The sequence below is a fragment of the Shewanella sp. SR1 genome, assembly GCF_020447145.1.
In the GTDB taxonomy this organism is placed as follows: domain Bacteria; phylum Pseudomonadota; class Gammaproteobacteria; order Enterobacterales; family Shewanellaceae; genus Shewanella; species Shewanella baltica.
The window spans coordinates 357,515-371,862 of record NZ_JAJAEF010000001.1; the positions used below are offsets into that span (position 1 = coordinate 357,515).

Consider the following 14,348-nt stretch of genomic DNA (forward strand, 5'->3'; position numbering starts at 1 on the left):
GCACAAAAAATAAGGGCGCAACCTCAGTCATGCCCTCAAGACCTCACATGCATCACTCGCTAGAAGTTTTTACCCACAAATAAATAGAAGGACTTATCGCCAAGATCTGTGATCCCAAAGCCGATTGCCGCAGGTCCCATGGAAGTATCAGTACCAATGTAGAGACTCGATGCATAAATCAAATCAGTAAGAGTGACTTCAGAACGCTCATCCCAGACATTGCCCGCTTCCAAACTCCAACCTAGATACAAAGGATAATCTGTCATTCCGAGCGCATCACGCCCGAGATCATATTGATAAACAAAGGCGCCAAAGACTTTATGCGCGCCTGTCAGTGAGTCTTTATGGTAGCCAGATAGATTTAAAAATCCACCCAGCTCAGATAGATGCAGCGTATTCATCCCATCATTATCATTGGTTGAAATCGATGCCTTACCCACAAAAGCATGATTGCCGACACTCAAGGCGCCCTTCCAGTCGGCCTCTATCTGCACACTGTATTGGTTTTGGTTATCATCGATAATGTCATCGAAATCTTCATTGCGCACATAGACGTTTAAGGTCACGCGATTACCCGATGTCGGGAAACTAATACTGTCTAAGCTGTCGTAGCCGAATCTAAAGTAAGCTCCATAGGAGCTAAAATCCAAGTCCCGTAACAGCCAGGCATCATTAATTATCGCGCCCTTCTCCGCCACTAAACCCAGTTCAATCGTGCCCTGTGATGTGTAGTTGTAGCCGATCCCGAGTTCGATGGTGTGGGTTTTCTTGTCAAATGTGAGCAGACGATTGTTGTTATCGTATAAGTCCCAATTACGGGTATCGTATTGATAACGGGCGCGGCTAAAGAATTGTTGGTCTCTGTCTAATGGCTGATAGAACTCAGTCGCAAACAACTTTTCCATACCGAGTTTGATTTCATTGCGCCACTCGCCGCCATTGAAGGTCAAATCCGTCATGGTATAGGCCATGTCAAAACTGATGGCAGATTCAGAGTTAAAATCATCCTCCCAGTTAAAGCCCAGTTGGAAATAATTTGGCCCCCAAGACTTAGCTTTAGTGGTCACAGTCAGTACGCGGCCATCTTCACCCTCGACAAACTCAGCATCGACACGCTCAAACTTATTGAGGGAGTAAATACGCTTTAACGCCTCATTAAGCTCGTCCTTAGACACAGCTTGCCCAGGTTTAATGTTCAAGGTTTCCGTTAAGAGATTCAGACTCACCTTAGATTGGTTATCGAAGACAATTTCATTAACAGAATGACGCACATCCGCCATTAACAACTTACCTTTGGCTTTTTTGGCCTCGACGTAGGCGGCATATTCCTCAGGGCTCACGCTCATGCTGCTCAGCTTATCAAGCTGTCCATTAGCGGCTTCTTTGCCGAGGGTTAATGCCAAGGGCATGATAGTGAAATCAGTGGTGCTCAAGGCGTCGATCGCGGGACGGATCAACACATCTTTATCAGTCAGCAGTAGTTTTTGTTTTTCGGTGCTGGCATTGGTCAAAAAGTTGGAGAGCTGATCGAGCACGGCAATAGTGCTGTCTAATTTATCTTTTTTGACTAGAGGTGAACCAATATCGACGGCAATAATAATATCGGCGCCCATGGCCTTAACAACATCGACGGGCATATTGTTGGCAATACCGCCATCGACCAATAACTTACCGTCAATTTGAGCGGGCTGCAGCGCACCGGGAACCGTCGCAGAGGCTTGCATGGCTTTGACCATACTGCCGTGACTGATCACCACAGGTAAGCTGGTTTCTAAATCGGTCGCCACTGCACGGTAGGGAATGGCTAAATCATCGAAATTACCAAACTGCTGTACTAGATCCGTAGACTGACGCAGAAGTTGCGACATAGTTTGACCACGCAGCAACCCACTTGGCGCCCTTACTTGGCCTTCGTTATAACCAATGTTCAGTGGAATGTTGTAGCGATCGCGTAACTGTTTATCCCTATAACTCAAAATATTGCGCGGGATAGTATCCGAGTAGCCACTGTCCCAATCAACACCCATCATGATTGCTTCGACTTCGCTGGCGCTGTAACCCAAGGAGTACATGCCTGCGACATAGGCACCGATACTGGTGCCCGCGATGTAATCGACCGGGATGTTATGTTCTTCTAATATTTTGAGCACCCCCACATGGGCAGCACCTTTAGCACCGCCGCCACTGAGTACGACACCAATTTTAAGGCGCTCTGCCGCCATCGACGGAGTCATGCACAAACACAAAATAATAGAAGCGAGTAGTTGACGCATCATGGTGAGGTTACTTTTTTATGGGATAAAAATCCGAGTTATATTACCAAACTTATCGATTTAACCGTCAGTCATATTTTATCTGGACCGACTAGTGATAAGACTGTGTACTATTTACACAAACAGATGCAGTTTAATTGAATAAATGACGAAAAAAAATATCAATCGTGGCTGAATATTTTGTCATTTAAATCTCAGGACGTAAGTTTATATCTTGCTGATTACCGCCAATAATCAGCACAAATATCAAGGACGCATGATCAAACATAAACGAGCCGATAATAGGTTATATGGTCTAGCTTAATGCTCAATAGCAACGATTCTGTTATCTGTTTCTAAATAGCGTTCAAAATCATCCACGCACATGGGCTTAGCAAAATAATACCCTTGAATAATATAACAGCCGCGGCTAAATACTTGCTCTAGCTGCTCAACCGTCTCAATCCCTTCGGCAACCACATTTAATTTAAGGTTACGGGCTAATTCAATAATACTGCTTACAATCGCCTGATCGGCCTTATTGGTGGCGATATCAATCAAGAAGGAGCGATCGATTTTTAAGGTATTCACCTCAAAATGGCGTAAATAAGCCAGAGAAGAATAACCCGTCCCAAAGTCATCAATGGCAACTTCAATCCCCAAGGATTTCAATCGCGAGAGATGATCTTTAGCGACGTGCAGCTCTTTCATCAACACGCCTTCAGTGATTTCTAAGCCTAAAGACGCCGTCGGCATTTGGGTTTCATGCAGAATTCTTTGTATGTCTTCAATAAAATCGGGCTGCCTGAAATGCACCGCCGAAATATTAACCGACAACTTAAAGGTAGCGCCATAACGTTTTGCCCAATATGCTCCCTGCACACAGGCTTGCCTTAACACCCAGCGGTCAATATCGACAATTAAACCGCAGGCCTCGGCGACTTTGATGAAAATATCGGGACGAATAAAGCCGTCCAGCGGATGTTTCCAGCGAATTAATGCTTCCATTCCGATGAGCTTATCGTTACGCAAAATATCAATTTGCGGCTGGTAATAAAGCTCGAACTCTTGCCGCTCTATGGCTTTGCGTAAATCAGCCTCAAGCCGTAAATGATAGAGGGCTTGAGCATTACGCTCAGAGGAATAATATTGGAAATTCCCCCGTCCTTCTTCTTTGGCGTGATACATAGCGAGATCGGCATTCTTGATAAAGGCTTCAGGCTGAACCGCATCGTCGGGCCAAATACTGATGCCAATACTGGTCGAAATATAAAACTCACGGCCATATAACTTAAAAGGCGCCACAATTTGTTCCAGCAGCCGCTCGGCAATGTGGTTTATCTCATCAATGCTGTTGGCATTTCTGAGTAAAATAACAAATTCATCGCCGCCAAAGCGGCAGAGCATATGCTCGCTAGCAATACAGGATTGTAGTCGGCTTGAAGCTTCGACCAGTAAGGCATCGCCCATGCTATGACCATAGGAGTCATTAACATGCTTAAATCTATCGAGATCCAAGAACAATAGCGCCAATTTCTCACCCGTTTGCTGCGCGGCCTGAATCGACTGTAATAGGCGACTAGAAAATAAGGAGCGGTTTGGCAATCCAGTAAGTACATCGTAATTGGCTAGGCGGCGTAAATCGGCTTCGGTTTGTTTACGTTCGGTAATATCCGAGAATACCACCACATAATGGGTCACTTTCCCGTTGGCACTTTGCATCACAGATACATTTAGCCACACAGGGCAAGGTTGCTGACTGGCGTTGATTAACTCACGCTCGCCCGTCCAAGACTGGCTATCACTGAGGAGTTGCTTGATTTCCGATGCCAAACCGTCATTCATCTGTACAAATTGGGTAAAGGATTGGCCTACTAAGTCAGCAGAATCGATGCCGATAATTTGCTGTGCCGCGTAATTCGCTACGCGAATACTGCCTTCGACATCTAAAATCAGTACACCTTCAGATGTGTTACCAAACGCTTTTGCCAGTAAATTCACTTCATCTTCTAACTGGCGTTGCACGGTAATATCACTATAAATACCCGCGACCCGCTCAATCTCATTGGAGTGCTTATTACGGGTAACGGGCCGCCCTCTTACCCTTAACCAGCCCCAATTACCATCCTTGCGCTGATAACGATATTCGGCTTCGAATCTATCTATCTCCCCCGATATCATACTATCCCACTGAGCGAGCGCTTTTTCCCTATCCTGTGGATGCACAGGCAACTCTGCTAAGCTCACAACAATCTCATTGGCATGGGTACCGAGAACGGCACCGCGATTATCAAGATGAAATGCCTGAGTATTTTTATGCCATTCCCAGAGATCCGAGTCACTACCGCGCAAAGATTGCCTCAGCCTGTCATCACTCTCTGTTAATGCCTGATTCATCTGCTTAAAGGTATTGATCTGACGTTGCCGATACCAAGCAAGACTTAAGGCAATAATAGAAAATAACAGCAGTAAAATGCCTTTAAAACCTTGGGATAACCACCAATGCTGCTCAACATAAAAGGGATAGTTAAAAGGTTTATCGGACCATATTCCATTGACCTGACTTAAAATATCTAAAACATAACCACCCGCAGCTAAACCTGCGAGGTTAATCTGCGACTCCCCCTGTAACAGCACATAATTACTCTCTTCATCTTGATAACGTAATCGGTATTTAAATTGGATGGGCGAATCATCGAGATAATCTAAGTTAGTGATTTGAAAACTGACCATATTGGCTTCGGGTTTTATGGTCATCAGGTTGCGCGGCAACAGGGACACTTCGGTCGTGTTGTTATAGTACACAGAGACAGATTCAAGCATCACATGGTCATCGGTAATGCGATTGGCCAGCCTATCGACATCGAGTCGCATCACGCCCTCGGGCGTGCCTAAGTAAAAGCCTGTTTTAGTTGAGTAAAAATAGGCGCCTTCGTTCATCTCATCGGAAATTAAACCATCGAGCTGATTGAACATAGCAATCTCGCCCGTTTGGATATCCTGTCGCACCAAAGAATCCGAGCAGCCCACAAGATTAGACTTGGGCGTTTTTTGAATAAAAAACACTGAACTACAATTTAATTGCCACTCGGAGGTCAATGAAATTAACGATCCCGTTTGCTGATGGTATTCAAATAAACCTTTTTCATAGGAGCCAAACCAGATCACCCCAGGTGACATTTCTTCAATGTGACTGACCGTGGGTTGTGCAGCAAAAGCATTAAACAACTGCCGCTGATCATGAAACTCATTTTGGCTGTCGATGTAACCAAAGACTTTTTTACCGCCCACCCACAAACGACCGTCGGAGGTGCGATAAATAGTGCGGATCACGGGGCGCTTAGGGCCGTCAAACTTGTTCGATGACTTATCAATATCAAAGGGCTGAGGTTCGTACAGTCCCATTTCCCAAAAATACAGCCCTGTTGTCGTCGCAATCCAAACACGTCCTTTCAGTTTGGGGTCACGATAGGTTTTATAAATAAGCTTATTTTTAAAATCATCATTGCCGTGAGTCCATTTAGAAAAGCTACTGCCTTGCAAAGTGTCTTTATCGACAACAAAGAGGCCGCTGGTCGTCGATAACAGTAAATAATGCCCCTCAAACGCACTGATATCGTAAATACTTTCATGGGGATTAAATCCCTCAATTGGCACGTTAAACGCTTTGCTACTGCCTTTTGCAATAAAATCTAAACTGGAAGAACCTAACCAAACCCCTTCATCACTGGCATACACTGACCAAGTCATGGCATCGCTCAGTTGATAAGGTTCATCGCCAGTATAAGTATCGAGGATGAAATCAGGCTGTGACGCCAATAAAGCCAATCCATCGCCTGAGCCTCCGACCCACATCAAACCTGCATCATCAAACAACATGGCTTTCAGCGTTTCCATGTTGGCCTCAGCCTTCAACTCTTTTTGATAGTTTTCAATCTGCCGCGTTTCGGGCGACCATTTCAATAAGCCGATACGACTAGAAAACCACAGTTCCCCTTTAGCATCCTCAATGATCACTGTGCTCCAATCGGGCAATTCTGGCACGGGGATAATTTGCCTAGACATTTGATCTAATTGATAAACGCCGCGTCCGGTCGCAATCCAGATCCTATTTTGAGAATCCTCTAACATATCGAGAATACTGCCCATAGATTCGGTCCAAGAGTATTGGAACACTCGCTCGCCATTTTGCTCCAGCAACTCTAATTGCAAGGTTCCCGCGACCAGCATTTGACCGTTAGGCATGACCAGCAATTTGCGCCAAGGAAGATCGCGATTAACTGGCAACTGAGTAATGAGGCGCAGTTCGGACTTTGAAGGGGAGAATTCATAAATCTGGCCATTATCAATTAATAATCGCCATGTTTTACTATTCTTTCGGGCTGCCGAGACCAGCGCACCACCGGGAAACTGCGGGAATAAATAGGGAGAACCAAAGGCGGTAAATTGATTTTGGACAATATCGTAGAGGTAAATTGCGGCGTTGGTGCTAACCAATAACTTGTCACGTTCTATGTTTACTACTGAGGTTAAAAAGTCATCTGACAGTCGCGATTCGGTGCCGATTTTATCGATACGCCGCACCTTAGAATTACTAACTCGATACAAGCCCTGCTCAGTCGCGGCCCATACAAAACCGTAATCATCTAAGGCCAAGCCTCGAATACTGGTGACCGCTAAACCGTCCCTATCAGTAAAAACTCGCTGCACAAAACCGCCCGCCCAAGCAGAGTGGACGCAAGTCAGAGAAAGGATGAAACATGTCAGAATTGTTCTAATTATTTTTGTTTGCATGTGACGGCTTACTTCATACCATAGTTGTACTGTAGCAGCTCAATCCTATCAATTCATCCGCTTGTTTACATAAAAGTTACAAAAAAATTCAGGCAATAAAAAAGCGCCCAAATGAGCGCTTTTTTAATCGACAGCTAAATTACTTTTTCTTTGCCTTTGGGTTTGGCAAATCAGTAATAGAACCCTCGTACATTTCAGCGGCTAAGCCTACTGATTCGTGCAGTGTTGGGTGAGCGTGAATGGTTAATGCTAAATCTTCAGCATCACAACCCATTTCAATCGCTAAACCGATCTCGCCTAACAGCTCGCCGCCGTTAACGCCAACAATCGCACCACCGATTACACGATGAGTATCTTTGTCGAAAATCAGTTTAGTCATGCCTTCGCTCGCATCAGATGCGATAGCGCGGCCGCTTGCTGCCCATGGGAAAGTAGCAGTTTCGTAAGCAATACCTTGCTCTTTCGCTTCTTTCTCAGTTAAACCAACCCAAGCGACTTCTGGGTCAGTGTAAGCAATTGATGGGATCACTTTTGGATCGAAGTAGTGCTTCATGCCAGCGATAACTTCAGCCGCTACGTGGCCTTCGTGCACGCCTTTGTGAGCCAACATAGGTTGACCAACGATGTCACCAATTGCATAGATGTGCGGTACGTTAGTACGCAGTTGCTTATCAACCTTGATAAAGCCACGCTCATCAACGTTAACACCTGCTTTTTCAGCATCTAACGACTTGCCATTAGGTGCACGGCCAATTGCTACCAATACGGCATCGTAACGGACTGCTTCAGTTGGTGCGCTCTTACCTTCCATAGAAACATAAATACCGTCTTCACGGGCTTCTACCGCTGTGACTTTAGTTTCAAGGATTAGGTTGAATTTCTTCTTGATTTGCTTAGTGAATACACGAACAACGTCTTTATCAGCCGCAGGGATCACTTGGTCGAACATTTCAACCACGTCGATTTCACTGCCTAAAGAAGCGTACACAGTACCCATTTCTAGGCCGATAATACCGCCGCCCATCACTAACAACTTGCCTGGAACTTCTTTCAGTTCTAATGCGTCAGTCGAATCCCAAATACGTGGATCTTCATGCGGAATGAATGGCAGTTTAATTGGGCGAGAACCCGCAGCAATGATCGCTTGCTCGAATTGAACCACTTTGACAGTGCCATCTTCAGCAGTCACTTCTAGCGTGTTAGGGCCAGTGAATTTACCAAAACCGTTAACCACGTTAACTTTACGCATTTTGGACATACCGCCCAATCCGCCAGTTAATTGGCCAATGACTTTTTCTTTAAAGCCACGTAACTTATCTAAATCGATAGTTGGCTCGCCGAAAACCACACCGTGAGCAGCAACGGCTTTGGCTTCTTCGATAACTTTAGCAACATGTAATAGGGCTTTAGATGGGATACAACCCACGTTAAGACACACGCCGCCTAAAGTGCTAAAACGTTCAACGATAATGGTTTCAAGACCTAAGTCCGCTGCACGGAAAGCCGCAGAATAACCTGCAGGACCTGCACCTAATACCACTACCTGAGTTTTGATTTCGTTACTCATGTTTTCCTCTAATTCTCATTCAATCCGTTGGAGGAGCTATCCTGCCAACCGAAAATGCGCCAGCGCGTAAGGTGGGCGCATTTTAACCTGTGTTTGATACTGATCACAATAAACAAAAGGCCACTCAAGATGAGCAGCCTTATATGCTTACAGAACCAAAGTACGAATATCGGACAGAATTCCTGACAGCGTCACACTAAAGCGTGCAGCCATAGCACCATCAATCACACGGTGATCGTATGACAGCGACAGTGGCAACATCAATTTAGGTTCGAACTCTTTACCATTCCACTTAGGCTTAATTTCAGATTTAGACACACCTAAAATCGCTACGTCTGGGTAGTTAACGATAGGCGTAAACGCTGTACCGCCAATGCCACCTAAACTTGAAATAGTAAAACAGCTACCTTGCATGTCAGCAGATTTCAGCTTGCCATCACGGGCACGGATAGAGATATCAGCCAGTTCACGAGATAACTCGATAATGCCTTTCTTATCCACGTCACGCACGACTGGCACAACCAAACCGTTTGGCGTATCAACCGCCACACCGATGTGGAAATACTTCTTCTGGATCAGTGATTCGCCATCGCTACTTAAGCTTGAGTTGAACACTGGGAACTGTTGCAACGTTTTAGCCACAGCTTTTAGCATAAACACTAAAGGCGTGATCTTGTAATCGGCTTTCTTCTTCGCCGCTACATCGTTTTGCTGCTTACGGAACTCTTCCATTTCAGTGATATCAGCTTCATCGAACTGAGTCACGTGAGGGATAGTTACCCAGTTGCGGTGTAAGTTAGGGCCAGAAATCTTCTGGATACGGCTTAATGGAATCTCTTCCACTTCACCAAACTTACTGAAATCAACTTTAGGTGCTGCAATCACTTGCAGACCGCCGCCGTTACCTGAACCGACTGAGGTTGCCGCAGTCGCTTTCGGACGAGACAGTTCGTATTTCACATACGCCTGAACGTCTTCTTTCATGATGCGACCTTTACGGCCAGAACCTGTCACTTGGGTCAAATCGACACCAAATTCACGGGCTAAACGACGTACCGCAGGAGACGCATGTACCGCACCGGTAGACACAGGTGTACCTGCGCTAGGGTGGTGTGGTACTGGAGGACGGCTTGCAGGTGTTGGGGCTGCAACGGGCGCCGCGCTCACTGGAGCAGGAGCTGCCGCTTGAGCAACCGCTGCAGGAGGTGCACCTGCAGTCACAGTTTCAATCGTCGCAATAACGCTACCTTGAGAAACCTTGTCACCCACCTTAACAGTCAAAGACAGCAGTTTACCGGCGAATGGCGCAGGTACTTCCATGGTGGCTTTGTCAGTTTCAAGGGTAATCAAACCTTGGTCTGCAGTGATTTCATCACCGACAGACACGAGCACTTCGATCACATCGACATTGCTGGCATCGCCAATATCCGGCACTTGAATTTCTTTTACCGCAACCACACTTGCCGCTGGTGCAGCAGGTGCAGCAGGTGCTGCGGCCACTGGCGCTACCGTAGCGGCAGGAGCCGCTTGGGCAGCAACAGTTGGCGCGGCTGCAGGTGCAGCGCCGCCAACTTCAAGCATGATGACTAAAGAGCCTTGCGACACTTTATCGCCAACTGCGACTTTAACGTCTTTAACCACACCCGCGAAAGGTGATGGTACGTCCATGGTCGCTTTGTCTGTTTCTAGGGTAATTAAACCGCTATCAACTTCAATCTTGTCACCGACAGCAACCAGGACTTCGATAACCGATACATCTGTGTCGCCACCGATATCAGGTACAGTCACTTCAACCACTTTGGTTGCGCCCGTCGCAGGAGCAGCAGACACAGGGGCTGGAGCCGCTTGAACTGGTGCAGATGCCGGTGCCGCCTGAGCGGGTGCTGCAACTGCCGCGCCCGCCGCTTGCATCATAGCAATCAAAGTACCTTCAGATACTTTATCGCCCACAGCCACTTTCAATTCGGCTAAAACACCGGCGAAAGGCGCTGGAATATCCATAGTCGCCTTGTCGCTTTCGACGGTAAGAATCGATTCTTCTGCCGCTAGGGTATCACCCACAGCCACACAAATTTCGATCACTTGCACTTCATCGCCGCCGATATCAGGAACAAAAACTTCTTTTAATTCAGCCATTTTTATTGCCTCTTACGCGTACTGTGGATTGATCTTGTCAGCGTCGATACCATATTCTTTAATGGCTTTTGCTAACACATCGACAGGCAGCTCTTTGCGATCAACCAGTGATTTCAGTGCCGCAATAACGATGAACTTAGCGTCCACTTCAAAGTGGTGACGCAGATTCTCGCGGCTGTCTGAACGACCGAAACCGTCAGTACCTAACACTTTGTAATCGGTAGGAATGTAAGCACGTAACTGTTCGCCGTAAATCTTCATATAGTCAGTCGCTACGATTGCAGGTGCATCACTTGAAATCACTTGGCTGATATAGGCTTGTTTTGGCGTTTCGGTTGGGTGCAGCATGTTCCAACGTTCAGCGGCTTGACCATCGCGAGTCAATTCGTTGAAGCTAGTTACGCTAAATACGTCGGCAGTAATACCGAAGTCTTTCGCCAGTGCTTGCGCCGCTTTACGGGTTTGTTCAAGGATAGTGCCACAGCTCATTAACTGAACTTTGCCTTTACCTGAGCCCGCAACCGTTTCTAACTTATAGATGCCTTTCACTATGCCCACTTCCGCGCCTTCTGGCATGGCTGGTTGCTCATAGTTTTCGTTCATTGTGGTCAAGTAGTAGAAGATATCTTCTTGATTCTCGCCGTACATACGACGAATACCATCTTGTACCACAACGGCAATTTCGTAACCGTAGGTTGGATCGTAAGAAATACAGTTAGGGATAGTGTTCGCCAATACATGGCTGTGACCGTCTTGATGCTGTAAACCTTCGCCGTTAAGCGTTGTACGACCTGAAGTACCACCGACTAAGAAACCACGAGCACGCATGTCACCCGCTGCCCAAGCCATGTCGCCAATACGTTGGAAACCGAACATTGAGTAGTAGATGTAGAACGGGATCATAGGTGTATCGTTGACAGAGTAGCTTGTCGCTGCCGATACCCATGAAGACATAGCACCGAGTTCGTTAATCCCTTCTTGCAATACTTGACCGGTTTTATCTTCACGATAATAAGCCACTTGGTCAGAGTCTTGCGGTACGTATTTTTGGCCTTCGTGAGCATAAATACCCACTTGACGGAACAGACCTTCCATACCGAAAGTACGGGCTTCGTCAGGAATAATTGGCACAATGTTTTTGCCAATTTTCTTGTCTTTCAGCAATGCTGTCAGCACGCGAACGAATGCCATAGTCGATGAAATTTCACGGCCGTTTGAGCCCTGTAAAATCGAATCGAAAATCTTCAGTGACGGCACTTCCATCTCTTCCGTGAACTTTTGACGACGTTGTGGCACGCTACCATGCAGCGCTTCACGACGGCTCATCATGTACTTCACTTCTTCAGAATCTGGACCTGGGTGATAGAAAGGCAGATCTTCTAACTGGTCATCAGGGATCGGGATATTGAAACGATCGCGGAAGTAACGGATAGACTCAACGCCCATCTTCTTCACGTTGTGAGCGATGTTTTTACCTTCACCCGCATCACCTAAGCCGTAACCTTTAACGGTTTTCGCTAGGATAACTGTTGGACGGCCTTTGGTTTTTTGTGCATGTTCCAGTGCAGCGTAAACTTTAACTGGATCATGACCGCCACGGTTTAAGCGCCAAATGTCATCATCTGACATGTTCGCAACCATTTCGGCCGTTTCAGGATACTTACCAAAGAAGTGTTCGCGCGTATAAGCGCCACCTTTGGCTTTACAGTTTTGGTATTCACCGTCAACGGTTTCTTCCATTAACTGCAGTAGTTTACCGCTGGTGTCACGGGCCAATAATGGATCCCAGTAACGACCCCAAATCACTTTCACCACTTCCCAGCCTGCGCCGCGGAATTCGCCTTCAAGTTCTTGGATGATCTTACCGTTACCACGTACAGGGCCATCAAGACGCTGTAAGTTACAGTTAACGATGAAGACTAAGTTATCTAATTCTTCACGGGCTGCTAAACCGATCGCACCTAAGGCTTCTGGCTCGTCACACTCACCGTCACCTAAGAAACAGTAAACAGTTTGTGCTGAACAATCTTTCAGACCACGGTCAGTCAGATATTTCAGGAAACGAGCTTGATAGATGGCTTGAATTGGACCTAAGCCCATAGAAACCGTTGGGAACTGCCAGTAATCCGGCATCAATTTTGGATGTGGGTATGAAGACAGACCCTTGCCATCCACTTCTTGACGGAAGTTAGCCAGTTGCTCTTCGCTTAAACGACCTTCTAGGAATGAACGCGCATAAATACCTGGGGCGATATGGCCTTGGAAATACACGAGATCGCCACCGTCTTTCTCATTCGGTGCACGGAAGAAGTGGTTAAAACATACGTCATAGATAGTCGCGCTTGAAGCGAAACTTGAGATATGGCCGCCCAACTCTAAATCTTTCTTAGAACCACGCAGAACCATAGCCAAAGCGTTCCAACGGATGATGGCGCGAATGCGACGTTCCATCTCTTGGTTGCCAGGCATGTGAGGCTCTTGACCCGCTGGGATAGTGTTCAAGTAAGCCGTTGTGGCATTGTAAGGCAAGTGAGTGCCATTACGACGCGCTTTATCGATCAGCTTCTCTAGTAAAAAATGCGCGCGCTCTGGGCCTTCCTGTTCCAACACGGCTTGCAGGGCATCAACCCATTCCTGAGTCTCTAATGGATCTACGTCTTGTAGCATATCTTCAGACATGACACTGTCCTTCTCTATATACATGATAATGAATGGTGTTTGCGGCATATTCCGATTTAGCAGGCAGCTAAACTACAGAACTTAAGCGCCACTCTTTAAACGGCGCAAGCTTCGCTGCAACCGGCTATCTTCTTCCCGCACAGATAACATCACCTCTTCGATGTAACTTAAGTGTTCATTCGAGGCTTCTCTGGCGGCTTCGGGATCACGACGAACGATGGCAGCGAGCAAGGCCCGTCTGTGATCGTTAGCCATAGTAGAAGCTTCTTCGCGGCGGCTTAAAAGCTCCAAGTTTTGCGCCACATTTTGATGCAGCACAGGGGTTAAACTGAGAACGAGGTGTAACATAGCCACGTTATGTGACGCTTCGGCAACGGCACGATAAAAGCGCACAATGGCGGCGGCTTGTTTTTCGATATCGGTGGCGGCTTCCACCTCGAGGATCATACGTTTGATATTTTGCATATCTGCGTCAGTACCACGCAGCGCCGCAAAATAAGCCATCATACCTTCGGTAGCATGACGGAACTCCAGCAAGTCGTATTGACTCTCTGGATCAGAATTCATAAGTTCAACGATAGGATCGGCAAGACTCTGCCAGAGTTGCTCTTTGACATAAGTACCACCGCCTTGGCGGCGCATTAACAGTCCTTTTGCCTCAAGCTTTTGGATAGCTTCACGCAATGAAGGTCGAGACACTTCAAACTGGATCGCCAGTTCGCGTTCAGGCGGTAACTTCTGACCGGGCTGCAAACTACCCTCTAAGATCATCTGCTCTAATTGAGCCATGATCACATCAGAAATTTTTGGCTGATTAATTTTACTATAGGCCATCAGGCGCTCAGCTCCGTTGTAAATTGGTCTTACCAATTTTTTTGAGTGAGCGCACTTTATCAAATCAGCGTTTTGATGTCCAGATT

The 14,348-nt window shown here is 46.6% G+C and carries 6 protein-coding genes; all 6 read right to left on the reverse strand.

What is annotated here, in order from left to right:
* Nucleotides 1-59: 59 nt before the first annotated feature.
* The 6 genes from KV201_RS01575 to pdhR all read right to left on the reverse strand — a co-directional run bounded on the left by KV201_RS01575 (nt 60) and on the right by pdhR (nt 14,262).
* Nucleotides 60-2,276, reverse strand: a complete 2,217-nt coding sequence (locus KV201_RS01575) for a patatin-like phospholipase family protein (protein ID WP_226058326.1) — start codon at nt 2,274-2,276, stop codon at nt 60-62.
* Nucleotides 2,277-2,573: 297 nt separating this feature from the next.
* On the reverse strand, nt 2,574-7,046 hold the full coding sequence (locus KV201_RS01580) for an EAL domain-containing protein (RefSeq protein ID WP_226058327.1): 4,473 nt from the start codon (nt 7,044-7,046) through the stop codon (nt 2,574-2,576).
* A 139-nt stretch (nt 7,047-7,185) separates the two neighbouring features.
* Nucleotides 7,186-8,613 carry a dihydrolipoyl dehydrogenase gene (gene lpdA / locus KV201_RS01585; RefSeq protein WP_006084361.1) on the reverse strand — a complete coding sequence of 476 codons (1,428 nt, stop codon included), beginning with the start codon at nt 8,611-8,613 and terminating at the stop codon, nt 7,186-7,188.
* Nucleotides 8,614-8,760: 147 nt separating this feature from the next.
* Nucleotides 8,761-10,749, reverse strand: coding sequence for a dihydrolipoyllysine-residue acetyltransferase (gene aceF, locus KV201_RS01590; protein WP_226058328.1), 1,989 nt, complete (start codon nt 10,747-10,749; stop codon nt 8,761-8,763).
* Nucleotides 10,750-10,761: 12 nt separating this feature from the next.
* Complete coding sequence (gene aceE, locus KV201_RS01595; protein WP_006083344.1) at nt 10,762-13,428, reverse strand: pyruvate dehydrogenase (acetyl-transferring), homodimeric type; 2,667 nt, start codon at nt 13,426-13,428, stop codon at nt 10,762-10,764.
* Nucleotides 13,429-13,509: 81 nt separating this feature from the next.
* Entirely contained in the window at nt 13,510-14,262 is a 753-nt protein-coding gene (pdhR, locus tag KV201_RS01600; protein WP_006083345.1) for a pyruvate dehydrogenase complex transcriptional repressor PdhR, read from the reverse strand.
* Nucleotides 14,263-14,348: the final 86 nt, after the last annotated feature.

Coding starts and splice junctions, on each gene's coding strand:
- KV201_RS01575 (WP_226058326.1), bottom strand. CDS start 2,276: ATGATGCGTCAACTACTCGCTTCTATTATTTTGTGTTTGTGCATGACT.
- KV201_RS01580 (WP_226058327.1), bottom strand. CDS start 7,046: ATGCAAACAAAAATAATTAGAACAATTCTGACATGTTTCATCCTTTCT.
- aceF (WP_226058328.1), bottom strand. CDS start 10,749: ATGGCTGAATTAAAAGAAGTTTTTGTTCCTGATATCGGCGGCGATGAA.
- pdhR (WP_006083345.1), bottom strand. CDS start 14,262: ATGGCCTATAGTAAAATTAATCAGCCAAAAATTTCTGATGTGATCATG.
- lpdA (WP_006084361.1), bottom strand. CDS start 8,613: ATGAGTAACGAAATCAAAACTCAGGTAGTGGTATTAGGTGCAGGTCCT.
- aceE (WP_006083344.1), bottom strand. CDS start 13,428: ATGTCTGAAGATATGCTACAAGACGTAGATCCATTAGAGACTCAGGAA.